This window comes from Streptococcus hillyeri, from assembly GCF_041081565.1.
Taxonomy (GTDB): Bacteria; Bacillota; Bacilli; order Lactobacillales; family Streptococcaceae; genus Streptococcus; species Streptococcus hillyeri.
In genome coordinates, this window is sequence record NZ_CP163513.1 from 221,001 (window position 1) to 237,918 (window position 16,918).

12 protein-coding genes are annotated in these 16,918 nt (G+C 40.1%); 7 read left to right on the plus strand and 5 right to left on the minus strand.

The window, feature by feature from the left end; all coding sequences use genetic code 11:
* Nucleotides 1-267: 267 nt before the first annotated feature.
* From AB6M99_RS01140 to AB6M99_RS01165, 6 genes are all read left to right on the plus strand, one after another.
* A complete protein-coding gene (locus AB6M99_RS01140) occupies nt 268-3,483 on the plus strand; it encodes a ZmpA/ZmpB/ZmpC family metallo-endopeptidase (RefSeq protein ID WP_369350978.1) in 3,216 nt (1,071 codons plus the stop codon).
* A 312-nt stretch (nt 3,484-3,795) separates the two neighbouring features.
* Nucleotides 3,796-3,954: an LPXTG cell wall anchor domain-containing protein gene (locus AB6M99_RS01145; RefSeq protein WP_121835002.1), complete on the plus strand. Its 159-nt coding sequence runs from the start codon at nt 3,796-3,798 to the stop codon at nt 3,952-3,954.
* Nucleotides 3,955-4,241: 287 nt separating this feature from the next.
* Nucleotides 4,242-4,607, plus strand: coding sequence for a DUF1033 family protein (locus AB6M99_RS01150; RefSeq protein WP_121835003.1), 366 nt, complete (start codon nt 4,242-4,244; stop codon nt 4,605-4,607).
* A 947-nt stretch (nt 4,608-5,554) separates the two neighbouring features.
* Complete coding sequence (locus AB6M99_RS01155) at nt 5,555-6,010, plus strand: CtsR family transcriptional regulator (protein WP_121835004.1); 456 nt, start codon at nt 5,555-5,557, stop codon at nt 6,008-6,010.
* 2 nt (nt 6,011-6,012) lie between these two features.
* Nucleotides 6,013-8,457, plus strand: coding sequence for an ATP-dependent Clp protease ATP-binding subunit (locus AB6M99_RS01160; RefSeq protein ID WP_121835005.1), 2,445 nt, complete (start codon nt 6,013-6,015; stop codon nt 8,455-8,457).
* Nucleotides 8,458-8,744: 287 nt separating this feature from the next.
* Entirely contained in the window at nt 8,745-9,893 is a 1,149-nt protein-coding gene (locus tag AB6M99_RS01165) for a cobalamin-independent methionine synthase II family protein (protein WP_121835006.1), read from the plus strand.
* Between the two features lie 450 nt (nt 9,894-10,343).
* Here the strand turns inward: AB6M99_RS01165 and AB6M99_RS01170 are convergent, their stop codons facing one another.
* On the minus strand, nt 10,344-10,955 hold the full coding sequence (locus tag AB6M99_RS01170) for a DUF6287 domain-containing protein (RefSeq protein ID WP_121835007.1): 612 nt from the start codon (nt 10,953-10,955) through the stop codon (nt 10,344-10,346).
* 390 nt (nt 10,956-11,345) lie between these two features.
* On the opposite strand from AB6M99_RS01170, the gene AB6M99_RS01175 reads away from it, so the two are divergent.
* The gene (locus AB6M99_RS01175; RefSeq protein WP_121835008.1) at nt 11,346-11,912 is read left to right on the plus strand and encodes a TetR/AcrR family transcriptional regulator; all 567 of its coding nucleotides are present in this window, start codon (nt 11,346-11,348) and stop codon (nt 11,910-11,912) included.
* Nucleotides 11,913-12,192: 280 nt separating this feature from the next.
* Here AB6M99_RS01175 and dusB read toward each other — a convergent pair whose 3' ends face one another.
* The 4 genes from dusB to AB6M99_RS01195 form a co-directional block, all read right to left on the minus strand.
* Nucleotides 12,193-13,170 (minus strand): tRNA dihydrouridine synthase DusB, encoded by a 978-nt coding sequence (gene dusB, locus AB6M99_RS01180; RefSeq protein WP_369350980.1) that lies wholly within the window; start codon nt 13,168-13,170, stop codon nt 12,193-12,195.
* Nucleotides 13,163-14,029 carry an Hsp33 family molecular chaperone HslO gene (hslO, locus tag AB6M99_RS01185; protein ID WP_121835010.1) on the minus strand — a complete coding sequence of 289 codons (867 nt, stop codon included), beginning with the start codon at nt 14,027-14,029 and terminating at the stop codon, nt 13,163-13,165. Before hslO ends, dusB begins: the two co-directional genes overlap by 8 nt.
* A gap of 105 nt (nt 14,030-14,134) precedes the next feature.
* Nucleotides 14,135-15,409, minus strand: coding sequence for a toxic anion resistance protein (locus AB6M99_RS01190; protein WP_121835011.1), 1,275 nt, complete (start codon nt 15,407-15,409; stop codon nt 14,135-14,137).
* 12 nt (nt 15,410-15,421) lie between these two features.
* Nucleotides 15,422-16,249: a hypothetical protein gene (locus AB6M99_RS01195; RefSeq protein WP_121835012.1), complete on the minus strand. Its 828-nt coding sequence runs from the start codon at nt 16,247-16,249 to the stop codon at nt 15,422-15,424.
* Nucleotides 16,250-16,918: the final 669 nt, after the last annotated feature.

Here is a 16,918-nt window from a genome sequence, read left to right on the forward strand (position 1 = left end):
GAGTATCTGTTAATAAAAATGCCTCTTTGTGAATTATGGTGGGGAACTTATAAAAATCAAGATAGGCAATATTTTATACCTACCAGGCTTATTCATTTTATAAGTGATTAATGGTGTCTCTCTCATGGCAAAAAGGGATCTCTAAGATTCCTTGCCAGCTGGAAATAATATTAAAATATACTTGATTAAGTGTATATAATTAGGTAAATAGGTTAAACCATGTTATACTAAGAGAGTAATTATATTAACTTAGGAGATTAATACCCCATGCCAAGAATCCAACGATTCTCAATTAAAAAATTATCAGTAGGTGTTTGTTCTATTTGCATCGGATATGCTTTTTTATCAGGTGCAGTTGTTCGAGCAGATGTTGTCACTGATACTGCGGAGTCTACTGCAGTAGTTGTATCTGATTTGAAACAGGCTTCAGAGGATTCAGCACCTTTGCTGACTAAGGAAGAACAGCCGATCTTAGGTAGTGAGCCAGTTTTAGAAGACGTAGAAGAGACACAACAACTTCAACCACAGGATTCTGAGTCTACTGCTCTACCATTGACAAAAGACCTAGAGGTGACTGATAAAGTATCTCCTGAAAATACAGCGGTAGAAGCTCCTAAAGAAGTGTCAAAGAGTGAAGAAGATGCAAGTGCTCCTCTTTCTCAGACAGGATTTAGAGCCGCAACTACAGCAACGACAGGGTCTCAGACTGCTATAGATGTTTTAACAGAAGAAGCGGCAACATTCCCGAATAGCAAGGTTATAGCAATATTAAGTAGTGACGATCAAAAGCGTTTGAATGAGATAGTGGTCACTAACTTTGAAACTAAGGCTAATGAAGTTGCTCTTCGTGATGTGGTGAAACCTGTCACATCGTTGACAATTGACCAAATTACAAAGTATTTAACGCCGACCATCACTAAATTGCGCACCGAAGCTAAAAACCGTGGCGAAGATATTACTAATACTGAGGTTTTGAAAGGTATTGTTGCACAGGCAAATAAACAAGCCCTAGCTGCCGCCAATGCCGACCTTTATAAGGATGAGGCGTTTAGCAATTTAGCACCAGAGGCTAAGACGTTGTTGACTTCTTTCTTGGATAAAGGGTTGTTGGCAACTAACCAGCAATTGACAGTTTCCCAATTGAGAGCGGATTTAGGGGCTCTGTATCGTGGTGTTCTCTATTTGCAACAACAATTTTCGTTTGCGGCGGATTTGCCAGAGCGCTTAGTCTTTGATCCACAAATGATTAGTGGAACTGCAGAACGTGATACTGCTTACGATCGCTTAAAAGCATATGGTACGGTATCACTAAAAGACCCTCAACGGGTGAAGCGGTCTATGACCTTACTTCAAAACATTAATCAATTTCAAGATCGTAAAGTAGCTTATTACACTGGTACAGCTAATCCAGCAGATTTGGTGGAACGTTTAGCCCAAGAAAAAGGGAAATCGGCAGCTGATTATTTTGAGGAGCAGACACAAGCTCTAGTTGGGTCAGTTTCTGGAACACGTATTTTTGACTTATTGAAGGCAAATAGACCGGAGTTGATTTTACCGCTCTTGTCACAAGGGAAAGGCCTTTACGCAGCAACAACTTCTAAAACGGTATCGGTTGGAATGCTGGCTAGCTATGTTGATCAATTCCCAGAATTAGCGAACTTTAACAAAGCTAGAGGAGATAAGCAACCCGAGTTACCATTCTTTGCGCAGCCATTGGCTTACCAAGAGAATTTTGTGAAGTTCTTAGAGTCGGTCAAGGTGAAACCAATTTCTTTCACATTGGCTATTGACACCATGAACCGCTATAATACATCTGGAAAAATTGGTTGGTCACCGAGTGAGGGAGATAATGCAGAGAAGGCTGTCATTAATTTCTTTGTACCAATGAATTACTATGATTCTACCTATTCTAACGCTAAGAATTTGGGTGGAATGTCTACGAGTCAAACGTCAATGCGCATTTTTGAAAATCGCTTGATGGCCAAAGAAGCGGCAGGATTAGCTGTTTTCACTCATGAATTAACCCACAGTAATGATGAAGAAGGATTGTTTGGTGGGACTTATCAAAAGAATGGTCGTAGAAAAGGTCAAGGAGCGGAGCTTTATGTACGTGGCTTGTTTGAGGTGATTGACAATACGCAAAATCAAAAAGCGAGTGAATTTGTTCCTGTCTTTAACTTGAACACAGCTATTGAGATTGCCAAGACACCAAATCGTGTTCAGGCAGCGCTTCCTCAAACGTCTAAAGAAGCCTTGGAAAACTATAGTAGAAACTTGATGGATTTGGTTGCCTACTTAGAAGTTAAAGAGGCTGAAGCAGCTCTTGCTAGCCTATCAGCTGAAGATCAAGCGATTTACTTTAATAAGGTTGCTCAAGTGAATCCACAGTTGCGTAGTGGTGCTGTTGATACAGCGCGTGTGGCAAATAAATCAACCAATGACCAGTTTGTCCCATTTGGAAAACTCGGTCAAGCGGAGTTTAAGCCAGCAACCAGTGTTGCAGATTTAGTGGATCAAGCAGCGGTCAGTGGTCAGTTTATCCCACGAGGGGTAACACCATTTATCCGCAATCTTGATACCAACCAATATGATAATGTACCGCTATTAGAAAGTTTTTATGCAGCGAATGTTGCTCCTTCTGGTATGAATACGGTAGGTGATATTAGCTTTAAACGTAATGCCTATGAAATTCTTGGTTGGCAGGGCTGGGATGCTTTTGTAGACTATTTGAGTAACCGTTATACAAGTGACCAAGAGGTGTTTTCTAAAATCTTAGCCGATGACACGGAAAAAAGCTGGGCTGATTATAAGAAAGCTCAGTATAACCGCTTATCAGAATTAGAAGCAGTTAATCATCTTTGGGAAACAGATACCTTAATGGCAGATTTGAAGGTGGCTATTCAAAAAGATTTGGCAGTTATCAAAAACTTTAAAGCTCAGGTTGAACCTAGCTGGACAACTGCTACTGTAACAGATTCTGAAGTTGCTAGCCGCCTTGGTTTCCCAACACAGGCAACTAATGTCCGTAAAGTTAAATTGGCAATCTTGCGAGCAGCATTAGATTATAATGAATTAGTTGAGACTGTCTTAGTAAAAGATCAAATAGAAACAGCAAAAGGCTCAGGGCTTGCTCAAGATGCGAAACCAGAGTTAATCTGGGAAATCGCGAAAGGTTCAGGTCTTGTTCAAGAAGAGAAACCCGAATTAGTTTGGGAAATCGCCAAAGGCTCAGGGCTTGTTCAAGATGCAAAACCCGAATTAGTTTGGGAGACCGCAAAAGGTCCAGGTCTCGTTCAAGATGCGAAACCAGAGTTAATCTGGGAAATCGCGAAAGGCTCAGGTCTTGTTCAAGATGCAAAACCCGAATTAATCTGGGAGACCGCGAAAGGTTCAGGTCTTGTTCAAGAAGAGAAACCCGAATTAGTTTGGGAAATCGCGAAAGGTTCAGGTCTTGTTCAAGAATCTAAACCAGAGTTATTGTAGGAAACAGCAAAAGGTTCAGGGCTTGTTCAAGAATCTAAACCAGAGTTAATCTGGAAGACTGCTAAAGGCTTAGGTCTTGTTCAAGAAGAGAAACCCGAATTAGTTTGGGAAATCGCCAAAGGCTCAGGTCTTGTTCAAGAATCTAAACCAGAGTTAATCTGGGAGACTGCTAAAGGTTCAGGGCTTGTTCAAGAATCTAAACCAGAGTTAATCTGGGAAACGGCGAAAGGCTCAGGTATCACACAAGCTCAAAAACCAGAAGCAGAGTTACTAATCCAACAATTAGGTACTCAAAATCAAAAAGTTGATCAAATGGCTACAAAGGAATCAAATAACACTACCGCTGAGACGACTTCTGCCAAACTACCTGAGACAGGTGAACAATTTAATTTCCTAGCGTTACTGGGCTGGCTATTATTATCTGTATTTAGCTGGATTACATTTGGTGATAAGAAAAAAGATACGAATTAAAGGACGTTACAGTACTGTTAATCATATTACTAGTGACAATCATTGGTGATTTTAATCCTGATTTTCTATTTTGGAAAATCAGTGAAAAAGTTGAAAACGCATTCTGAGCATATATTTTCCTATTTCTTTAAAAAAGGTTTATAATAATCGAACAGTTAGATAAATAGTGGAAAGGAATGTTCAGTTAATAGGTCTAACTGAACGGGGACAAGTTTATCAAGAAAAAGGTCTATCCTTATTTGAATATCAGGCAGTCAATAGCTGCTTTTGTCCCTTGCGTTTAAATTATGTATCAAGTAATCAATTTATGTGGAGATTTCGAGCCTTGGTGGTTTTTAGATGATTGGAAAGAAGATATCACTGAACTCCAAGAGTTTAGCACTTTTGAAGAAGCGGAACAGCATTTCTTAAAACAGTGGCAGGACTTGCAGAAAGGCTTTCCCTATTTTGAGAGCCGTTCGGATTATTTAGCAGCTTTTTGGGATAATAAAGAGCTCCGCTGGTGTGAAGAGTGTACAGAGGATTTGCAACAATACCATTCCATTTTATTGCTCAAAGATTATCAACTCATTAGCGAAGACAGGTATAACGATAAACTGTCTATTTCCAATGCGGAACCTCGTCAACCCTCAAGTTGTCGCCTATCTCTTTAAATCTATTCTTAGTGAGACTGGAAAAAATTCCGGTCTCCTATTTTTTGTCCCTAATAACCACTGATACTCATCCAAAATTAAAATTAGCAGTTTAAGTTAAATTAAGAACCAATAAATGGCTTGATTTACCAGAGCTTCTTTCGCCATGGTGGTATTCTTATTAGTGAGGTTGGGGCATAAATATTTCAACCTTCTATTTTTAATGGTAATAACAGATTGACGCAGTGGTTGATTGGAGGTCTGCAACTGGACACTTCTTCATTTTCAAGTGTCCACCTAAAATAGTCCACTGGACTATTTTACTACCACGCAATCGTTAGCGGCCATCCTAATCAACTGTGCGGAGGTGGGACGACGAAGTCAATTTCTTCGAAATCATGACTTCTGTCCCACTCTCAGCCTGAGCTTAGAAACCTGGGAGCGAAGGAAACCTAGGCTTGCCAAGAAGGAATGGAACTCTGTAGGAGGGGAGGTTCTGACACTGACTTGGTCAGCTTCATTTCCCACCTCAAAAGGTCTCCTAGACCTTTTGAGCGCCCCACACCACATTAGGAGAAGTGCTAACAAAAATACTAAATAAAAACTAATTGACTTTATTAACATTTTAGAGTATCAACTTATAGAAGACTGTCCATTTTTCAGAATTATCTCCACAAAGTTTTGGCATTTCAGATATAAAGGTAATTGAAATTGTTGGTGTAAGGACAGTTGGATTGGGGATAATAGGGGTATTTGATTATTTTTCAAAAAATCGAATTTTCTAGAGTGAAATCACTCATTGAAAATAGCAACTACGGGAATGATTCAGCTAATCAAATACTACAAAAATATTGTACTTTTTGTTATAATAAGGTCAGTATTAGTCAAAAACCTCTAGTTTTTCGATCAGCAAAAGCGATATTAGAAAAGTGATAGCTGGAGGTAATGAGGAATGAAAAGAGGGGCCGATGGCGTTAAAAAATACATCTGATTATATTGAAGAACACATCAAACGCTTGCTTGCCCAAACAGGTGTTGCAGAAATTCAACGGTCGCAACTGGCGGAATCTTTTCAAGTGGTTCCTAGCCAGATTAACTATGTGATTAAAACACGTTTCACGGAAAGTCGTGGCTATGTTGTTGAGAGCAAGCGAGGTGGTGGTGGCTATATTCGTATTGTTAAAGTTGCTTTCTCTGACCAGCACCATTTTTTAGGAGATTTGCTTAGCAAGCATTGCCAAAATCCTAGCGAGCAAGTTTTTGCTGATGTGATGCAGCTCCTTTATGATCACGGGGTGATTACTGAGCGAGAAGGTAATCTGTTGCTAGGCATATGTAGCGATGAGATTTTGGGAGTTGATGCTAATCAGATAAGGGCAAGGCAACTTCGGAAAATTCTTCAAAGATTAGATAGAAAAGGTTAAGTATGGTTAAATATTCGTTAAAAATGCAGGAAGTCTTTCGCTTAGGACAAGAGCAGGCAGCCCGCTATGAAAGTCTTTACCTAGAGACTTGGCATTTGCTTTTAGGGATGGTGGCCCTCCATGATTCTGTAGCAGGTCTTAGTTTTTCAGAGTATGAGGATGAATTTCCTTTAGAGGAGTATGAAGCGGCAGCTATTTTAGCCATGGGAAAAGCTCCGCAGGATGATGTGAAAAGGACTGATTTTCTGCGTCCATCGTCTAAAGCCTTAAAAGAGGTTCTTGACTATGCGTTAGCTATTGCTCAAGTGATGGCTAATGATGAAGTCGGAACAGAGCACGTTCTTTTTGCTATGTTAGTGAATGCTGACTTACTGGCAACGAGAATTTTAGAGTTAGTGGGCTTCAAGGTCAAGGATGATGGGAATTCTCTTCGCTTAATTGATCTGCGCAAGACTTTGGAGCGTCATGCGGGAATCACTAAAGAAGATTTGAAAGCCATTCATGAATTGAGAAAACCTAAAAAAGCAAAATCTGCTGGCAACTTCTCTGATATGATGAAGCCACCTTCAACAGCAGGGGAACTTTCTGATTTTACACGTGATTTGACGGCAATGGCAGAGCAGGGATTGTTAGATCCTGTTATCGGACGCGACAAAGAAGTAACACGCATGATTCAGGTATTGAGCCGTAAGACAAAAAATAATCCTGTCCTAGTTGGGGATGCCGGTGTCGGAAAAACAGCTCTAGCTTACGGCCTTGCCCAGCGTATTGCTACTGGAGAAATCCCATATGAGCTCCAAGACATGAGAGTCTTAGAACTTGATATGATGTCTGTGGTTGCAGGAACACGTTTTCGAGGTGACTTTGAAGAGCGAATGAATCAAATCATCGAAGACATCGAAACAGATGGGAAAATCATTCTCTTTATTGATGAACTTCATACTATTATGGGGACTGGTAGCGGTGTTGATGGGACGCTTGATGCAGCCAATATCTTGAAACCTGCCCTTTCACGTGGAACCCTTCACATGGTTGGAGCTACCACACAGGCTGAGTACCAAAAACATCTTGAAAAAGATGCCGCTCTCTCTCGTCGATTTGCAAAAATTATCATTGAAGAGCCAAGCCAAGCTGACGCTATTGCCATTTTAAAAGGACTTAGACCAAGTTACGAGGCTTTTCACAATGTTTCTATCTCAGATGAAGCGATTGCGACGGCTGTCAAAGCTGCGCATCGTTACTTAACAACGAAACAGTTACCAGATTCGGCTATTGATTTGCTTGATGAGGCTAGTGCTACTGTTCAGGTCATGACTAAAAAAGAAGTCCAAGAGACTCTTAGCCCAGTTGACCAAGCTCTGCTTGCAGGAGACTTAAAACGTGTTAGCCAGTTATTAAAAGTCTCACAAAAAGAGACCCTTCGTCCAGCAATCCCTGTGACCGAAGACCATATTTTAACAACTCTAAGTCGCCTATCAGGGATTCCTGTGGAAAAATTAAGTCAGAAAGACAGCCAGAAATACTTGAACCTAGAGACGGAGTTACACAAACGTGTTGTTGGTCAAGATGCCGCTGTTTCAGCTATTAGTCGTGCCATTCGTCGCAATCAATCAGGCATTCGTACAGGGAAACGACCAATTGGTTCCTTCATGTTCCTAGGCCCAACGGGTGTTGGTAAGACGGAGTTGGCAAAAGCTTTAGCAGAAGTGCTCTTTGATGATGAATCAGCTCTTATTCGCTTTGACATGTCTGAGTACATGGAAAAATTTGCGGCAAGTCGTCTTAACGGTGCCCCTCCAGGTTATGTTGGTTACGATGAGGGTGGCGAATTGACTGAGAAAGTTCGTAATAAACCTTATTCAGTTTTACTCTTTGATGAGGTTGAAAAAGCCCATCCAGACATTTTCAATGTGCTGTTACAGGTTCTCGATGACGGTGTTCTGACAGATAGTCGTGGACGTAAAGTTGACTTTTCAAATACCATTATCATCATGACCTCAAATCTTGGGGCAACCGCTCTCCGTGATGATAAGACCGTTGGATTTGGAGCGCAAGCCATTTCCCACGACCATAAGGCTATGGAGAAACGTATCCTGGAGGAATTGAAAAAGGCTTACCGCCCAGAGTTTATCAACCGTATAGATGAAAAAGTGGTCTTCCACAGTCTTGAAGAGGTGCATATGCGTGAGATTGTGACGATCATGGTTCAACCTTTGGTGAAAGCTTTGGCAGACAAGGGAGTGACCTTGAAGTTCCAACCAGCAGCTCTGAAACATCTGGCCCAAGATGGCTATGATATTGAAATGGGAGCTCGCCCACTGCGTCGCACCATCCAAACAGAAGTTGAGGATAAACTATCTGAACTCATCTTAGCTGGTGAGCTAGCCCAAGGACAAACTCTAAAAATCGGTTTCTCTAAAGGAAAATTAAAATTTGATATGGCTTGATAATAAGTAAGCTACTGCGTCAATCTACTTTTCACATTAAAACAAGAAGTGGTTGGTCAAAAACTTAAATTTTAGTCTTGCTGTTGAAAATGGAACAAAATAAAATGGCTTAGAATCAACGTTTTTTGACGACGTTACTCTAAGCCATTTGCTATTTTGAAGATTTTTTGTCCACTCTCTCTTTTTAATATAGTTTAAAACTATACTAAAACTTATAAAACAACTATTTTTCAACAAATTAGTTATAGTTTATAATAATACCATAACAAATAAATGAGGTAAGACACATGGCACAATCTAAATTTCAACTAGTCAGCTCACTCCTTCGTCCAGCAAATCTTCGTGAATTCAAAACTGAAATTGAGCACCGTGATGATATTCAATATCCTTTCTATGATGCTCTACCTGGTTACCAAGAAACCGAAACAGCTGGCATCAAGCAGATTATTGTAGATCAAAAATCAAATGGTATTGATATTTTAACAGATGGGGAGTATGGTCGTTCTATGTGGCATCTTGATTTTGTATGGGGCCTCAAAGGAATTGAACGCTATATTGCGGAGCATGGCTACCGCTTCAATGACCACGATGGCGGAGATTTTGAAACACGAAAAGACATTGGGATTCGTATCACAGAGCCACTTTCAGGAAAAGGCCATCATTTCCTTAACATTTTTAAATTAGTTAAGGCAGAAGCAGGTGGTGAACAAACGAAACAAACCATTTGGGGACCAGCTCATGCCTATACAGAACTAGCTATTTTTGATAAACTAGCTGGTGAAGGCCAAGTTTATGAGACAAACGAAGAATTGAAAAAAGGCTTGATTCAGGCTTACAAAGAATTTTTAGCTGAATACAAAGAAGCAGGTGGTGAAATCATTCAGTTTGACGACTGCCTTTGGGAACTCTTTGACGAGTCAAATCCTGCCTCTTTCTTCGCTGATGGTAATGCTGCCTTAGCAGATTTAGCGGATGAATTTATTGCCATCAATAATGAGGTTGTGGATTATGCTCATGAGATTGGCTTAACGGTTTGGACTCATAACTGTCGTGGAAATTACGAAAGCCGTTCTGCTGCAGAAGGGACTTACGAAGCTATTGCGAAAAAATTCTTGGCAGAGCAACACTATGACCGTTTCTTCTTAGAGTGGGATAGCGACGTAGCCGGTGATATTCGTGCATTAGAAGCTTTAAAAGATAGTGAAGCAGAAGTTGTTTTAGGTCTTTTGTCTTCTAAAACGACAACACTTGATGATGAAGAACGTGCCCTTGCCTTGCTTGAGGAAGCTAGCCAAATTTTGCCAAAAGAGCGTCTTTTCCTCTCTCACCAATGTGGTTTTGCCTCATGCGACTCGGGAAATGAACTTGCCATTCCACAACAATGGGAAAAAATCAAACAAGGTCAGGAAATCGCAAAAAAATTCTGGAATGATTAGACTTTTTCTATTGAATCGATTAAGAAGTCGATATTATACTCATTCCAAATCAAAATTAGAATTTTAGAACCACTAATATCGTTGAGATAGTGATGAGCGTAGCGAGAAAAATGTTTCTTTCGCTATAGTGGTATTCTTATTAGTGAAACTGTCCAGTGGACAGTTTCAGCCTGAGTTTAGAAATTAAAAAGCGAGGGTAATTTGCTTGCCAAGAACGGACTTTTTGCGATAGAGAGGCTTAAAAAAGTAGCAATGAAACTCCAAAGGAGGTTTTGATGTTGACTTTGTCAACTCTATTTCCCACCTCAAAAGGTTCCCTGAACCTTTTGAGCGTCCGCACTTTTAAGAAAGAAACAAGAAAGTAATTTTTGAATTTGGTTAAGTATTAATATAGTAAAAAGCATAAAATCTCGTTCAAACAGACAGATTTTATGCTTTTCATTTTACTGTTTAATTTCTCGTAAATGGATGGTCGTCAGCATCAGCGGATTGTCCGATAAGGATGCGGTCGGTGTCTGTTACATCTCCAAAATGAGGATTCGGAACATTGGCAGGGATGACGATAAAGACAGCTCCCCCTACCAATTGGTTAGGATCACCGATGCCTGCAAAGAAGCAATTATCATGAACTCTTCCTTGAGAAATTTGGAGTGTTGTTGTTTTTTGTGTGCTTGTTACTTGCCCATCTTGGTTAATGGTGATAATTTCCCCTAGGTCATTAGACCAAGTTCCAGCGATGGTTGTTAAGTCTTCGTTGAGGAGTGCATCGATGTCGATAGAAGAGCTAGTATGAGCTGGTTGGACAGTTTGTGCTTGGCTGGTAGTTGCTTGTGTTTCTGCATTGCTAGAGTTGCTCGCTAAAGTAGTTTCTGTGCTTGAATCAGATGCTTTTGAGGTATTCTTGGTAGTTGAAGAAGATTTTTCAGATTTTTTAGGAGTAACTTTGCTGCTTTGAACAGTAGATTGGTTATTTGTAGACTTACTTTCTTTTTTTCCACAAGCTCCTAATAGGAAGAGACTAGTTAGTAGGACGATGGCAGTTGCTTTCTGGCTGTTTTTCATGAGGCTACTCCTTATTTATTGTGTTGATTTGATTACATTATATTACAAATATGTTTCAAAATCAACAAAAATGTCATTTTTTTGAAATATTCATTTAGCTATTAATTTATTTATTTTTAGTTAGGTGCTTTTATGACAAATGACTATGACTTGAAAGACCATTCTCAGTAGAATTAACGTGAAGATGGTATCACATATAAAAATGGTGTGTCTTTAGAAAATAGCACATGCCTATTCCTCGTAAGTTATCTGACTAACTTGACATTTCTGTACCAATTGGTACAATTGTAACAATCAGCTTTTAATGATTTGTAAAAAATGTCACCTAGGAATCAAAACATCTCATTTCCCCCTCCTTAAATTTATGAAACTCGCTTGAAAGGACTTGATATGGCAGTAAGAGATACGATTATATTAAAGACGCAAGAGCTTATATATTTAAAAGGCTATGTTGCCACGTCAATAAGCGATATTTTGACTGCATCTGGTGTGGGGAAAGGGCAGTTGTACCATTATTTTTCATCGAAGAAGGAGTTGGGCTTAGTTGCAACGAAACTGCTTTTAGAGCAATGGCGGGTGGAATTATTTCAAAGTATTTTCCAATCAGACAAATCGCCTTCAGCTAAATTTTTAGCCATGCTAGATTGGGTTTACAATTTTCACTTAAACCAAGAAGGAGACGTTTTTAATGGTTGTCCAGTAGGTAACCTCATTGTGGAGCTCTCGACGAAGGATGAAGAATTTCGCTTATTGCTTCAAGGGTTTATGGAAGAATGGCAGAGCGAGTTATCGAAGGTTTTGAATGGTAGTCATCGAAGCTGGTCAAAGAAAAAATGCCTCCAAGAAGCTCAGCAGATTATTGCCAGTATTCAAGGAGCGATTATCCTTCTGAAAGTTAGTCAAGATTTTTCTGTGATTACAACTGTCACGATGGATTTAAAAGAGAAGTATCTGTAAATAAAGAAGAAAAATGCTTTAAATAGCATAATGAGGTTGGGACAAAGGTCCCAACCTCTCTTTAGGGTAGCGATCATTTGATGCAGTAGGTTATTGGAAGTGAATGCTTCAAAATTACGATTTCTGACAGATTCTCATTATGATAGCGTATTATACTGTGAAAAAGTTTTCAAAAAAAGGCTTGTTTTTTTGAAAATATATGACAAAGGCTGGGTAAGCTATCATGGAAGTCTTCCCCAGCCTCTTTTATTTATTATGCTCGTTTGGAGCAAGTTGGAAATCATCTCAAGGTATTAAAATGTCCTTGAACTTCCTCAAATGTTTCAGCCTTAGCAACAGCTGAACGAACTTTAGCAGCGCCAGAAGTACCACGGAGATAGTAAGGAGCAAGTCCTCGGAATTCACGGACAGCTACTTTTTCACCTTTGAGATTAACGAGACGGCGAAGGTGTTCTTCTGCGATGTCCAGTTTTTTGACAAAAGGAAGATCAGGTAATTCTTCACCGGTTTCAAAGAAGTGATTGATCTGAGTGAAGAGATGTGGATTGTTAAGGGCTGCGCGGCCAATCATAACGGCATCCACACCAAGTTCTTCAATCATGAATTTAGCATCTTTGACACTACGAACATCTCCATTTCCGATGAATGGAATTTTTGTAATGGCTTTGGCAACACGAGCAAGGGTTTCATGGTCACAAGTACCAGTGTACATTTGTTCACGGGTACGGCCATGCATGGCAAGCGCAGAAACACCAGCTGATTCTGCAGCAAGGGCATTTTCAACTGCTAGAGAGCTATCAGACCAACCTGTGCGCATCTTGACAGTCAATGGGATATCAAGAACAGAAGTTACTTCTTTAACGATGTGGTAAATCTTGTCTGGGTCTTTTAGCCACTTAGCACCAGCTTCATTTTTGACAACTTTGTTCACAGGGCATCCCATATTGATATCAACGATATCAGCTTTGGTATTATTTTGAATGAAATCAGCTGCGCGTTTAAGACCTTCTGCGTCTCCACCGAATAATTGAATGGACATTGGGTGTTCATTTTCATCGATGTGGAGCATGTGGAGGGTTTTTTCATTGTTGTAAAGAAGTCCTTTTTCGGAAATCATTTCCATAACGACGAGACCTGCACCAAATTCTTTAGCAATGGTACGAAAGGCAGAGTTGGTAACTCCAGCCATCGGAGCTAAAACAGTGCGGTGTGGAATTTCAACGTTTCCAATCATAAAGGATGAACTGAGTTTAGTCATTGATAAGATCCTCCAAATCAGTTTCGGTGAAGTTGTAGTGATTTCCACAGAATTGGCAAGTGATTTCAGCCCCGTGGTCTTCCTTAGCCATGGCTTCCAGCTCTGCTTTTCCAAGAGTGATAAGAGCGCCTTCAAAACGTTCACGTGAGCAGTCGCAGGCAAAACCGATTTCTTCTTCAGAAAGCACTTTGTAGTCATCATCTCCATAAATAGCTTCTAGTAGAGCTTGGGTGTGATTGTCTGATTCAAGAAGGGTTGAAATAGCAGGCATTTCCTGAATGCGTTTTTCGTAGCGTGTGATTTCTTCCTCAGAAGCTCCTGGGAGGACTTGAAGCATGAAGCCACCCGCAACCTTAACCTTGTCATTTTCATCTAGAAGGACATTGAGCCCGACAGCTGACGGTGTTTGCTCTGATTCGGTCAAATAGTAAGCAAAATCTTCTCCAATTTCTCCTGAGATAAGAGGAGTTGTAGAAGTGTAGGGGTTACCTGTACCGTAGTCGATGATACTAACAAAGTGTCCATTTCCCATGAATGGCCCAACTAATACTTCACCAGTGGCAGTTTTTTTGATATCAACACCAGTGTTTTGGATGTAGCCTTTGACATGTCCCTTTGTATCAGCAACTGAAATGATGTGACCAAAGGAACTGTCACCGATCACTTTGACAGTGATTTTGCTGTCGCCTTTTTGGTTGGCTGCTAAAATCTGATTAGCAATCAATGTACGTCCAAGTGCGACAGTAGAAGAGGAGAGGGTTTGGTGTTTTTCTTGAGCGGTTCTAACAGTTTCAGTGCTATCAAGAACATAGGCACGGAAAGAACCAGATGTTGCAATTGATTTAATAAGTTTATCCATAATGTTCTTATTATAACATAAACAAGAGAAAACGAGACTTGCTTTAGCCTCGTTTATGTCATTTAGTTTATAAAAATAATACTGCTTGAAATTGTGCCACTCTCTTTAGTTGGGTGTGACGTCTTCCCTTGGACGCTCAACTTCTTCTTGAACTTGTTTTCCTTCGTTGAGGAGGGCAGCGACGATTTTCTCATCACGCAATTTAACAGAATCGTTGATGGTTTCAGCTGACTTGATGATGGCTGTTTCTAGTTGAGCACGTTGCTTGCGACCAGTTTCAATAGCGGCGATGATACCATTGTTTTGAGCGACAAGGCTTTCTGCTAAGGCAGCAACAGATGTCATGGATACTGTTGGACTTTGGGCAGAACGTTCCAGAGCAGGAATGGCTTCCTTACTTGTCTCAGCAAGCATTTGGAGAGCTGCATTGTTAGCGTTGACAATAGCATCTGCAGTGACACCAGATTTGACAGACTGTTGCAACATGCCGAGTTGGGCAATTGAGAGCTTCATTGTAGGAATCGTGTTACGGCGTAACATGCCTAATTTTTGCCGCATATCTGAGGAAACCTTAACCAGGTTGCGCATCTGAGGTGTGGTTGCCCAAGCCACATAAAGACGGCTGACATACTCGGTATGCTGTTGTTCCAAGGTATTGATGACTTCAGTTATGCGTGCCAGTTCTTCAGATTTGGTATGAAATTCTGGGCTTTGTGTTTCAAGAGTCGCAATTTCAGCCTGCAATTGGCTAGCGCGTTTAGCACCTTCAAGGCTGGTGGCTTCAAGAAATGAAATCACTCCCACTAGATTTTCGATAGACTTGGTATTGTCTTCAATTAGCATTTCAGCTGAGACGATGTTACGAGCTAAGATCTCTTCTTGTTTAACAACGGAAGCAGCCATACCATCCATCTTTTGTTCGATATTCTGTGAATCGAAGTAGAATTCTTGAAGAGTGTTTTTGCTTTGTTTAAATAAACGTTGCAAGAAGTTTGGTTTTTCTTCCAATTCAGCTGGTTTCACATCCTTGTATTTAGCGATAAAACCATTAAGCTCACGGTTGGTATTTTTTAAAAGTTCATCAACTTGAGGAATTTCTAATTTTTTCTGTTCAGATAAGATGTGGTTAACTGTTGTATTGACTTGTTCAACGGCAGCTGTTCCAAAATCAAGCAAGGCATTTTGATCCACCAAGAAATTATCAACGAGAGCAGGAGCTTTTTCAGTAATCGCAGCCTGCTGCTCAGGACTTAATTTTTCAAGGAAAGAAATTTGCCCAGTCGAGGTTGTTGTCTCTGTGGCGATAATTTCAGTAGTTTTATCTGTTTTTGTGATGGCGTTATTAGCAATTTTATCAATATCGAAGTTAAAGTCGGCCATGGTCATCTCCTTTTAATAAATATCAGAACCAGTATTGGTATCTTCCATCATGCGCATGCTAATTTCAAAATCTTTGAGTTCTTGTTCGTTGAGCTTGCGTAGGGTTTCGTCTAGGGACAAATCAAATTTTTCTAAGGTTGCTTTAGCCTGAGATAAGCGTTCGTCAGCATTATAAAAATCTTTTGGTGATTGCTTGATTTTCAGGTAGCCAGAAAGAATATCCTTGAAACGATTCATTTCACTCTCGTGAATGGCTAGCAATTCTGCCTTATTATCCATCTGTTCAATCTTATCTAGAATAACCCCGTGGTCTCTTTGAATATTACGGTAAATCGTCAGAAGTTCAGGAGCATTTTCAAGAAGTGATTTTTCTTCAGCAGAAGCAGCCTTGAGATCAGGAGCGATATCTAACCGTTTTAATTGTTTTTGAATGTCTGTGATAACATCAGTCGCTTTTTTATTCACACGTTTGTAGATGTTGAGGTCCATCTTATCTTTCAAAGCTTCGCTCTCGTCCCTGATATGTTCCACCTGAGGAAGCACCTCTCGGGCAAGTAGGGTGTACTGACCGTAGTCTTTATTGCTTAAATATTTTTCTAATAGTTTAACTTGACTATCTGTTTGGTGAATATCGTCTCTAAGATCTTGTAAGCGTAGGCTCGTGTTGCGTTTTTCTAAACTGGCTTGGCGTGTAGCTAGGCGATAAACTCCATAGCCGATAGCACCAACAACGACGATTGGCAAGATTGACTTGATGAGAACAGCCAATAAAATGAGAAAGACAATACCTTTTAGAAAAACATTACCTGTATTGTTAGGATTTGAATGGTGATGGGACATCTTTGATACACTCCCAAATATAATTGTAGTATGATATTTATTCTATCGTAAAACTGAAGTAAGGACAAGATTTTACTCATGTTTCTGGGAAAAGTTCTTGTTTTTATGCTATATTAGATGGTATAGAGTAAATGTGATAGCAAATAGTCTATACCAAGATTTTCGTTGGTATAATTTATACTTGTCAAAAATCAAAAATTACTTTTTTGCTTCTTTCTTAAAAGTGCGGACGCTCCAAAGGTCTGGGAGACCTTTGGAGGTGGGAAATAAGACGAACAGAGTTCGTCACAGTCGATAAGGTTTGGGAAACCTTTTTAGGTGGGAAATAGAGCTGACGAAGTCAGTATCACAACCTCCTTTGGAGTTTTATTGCTAGATTTGAGCCTATCTCTATCGCAGTAGATGATTGGCTGTACTTGTCGACTACTCGACAGCGTCCAACCTAATCATCCTTGCGGGGGAACTACTACGAAATTGACTTTCAATTTCTGTAGTTCTCCCAAAAAGCCCGTTCTTATCAAGCCAATTCCCCTCGCTCTTTTATTTCTGAGCTTGGGCTAAAACTGTCCACTGGACAGTTTCACTAATAAGAATGCCACCACAGCGAAAGAAGCGCTGGGAAATTGATACCTTTATTGGTCCTTGAGTTTGCTCAATATGCTAATTTTG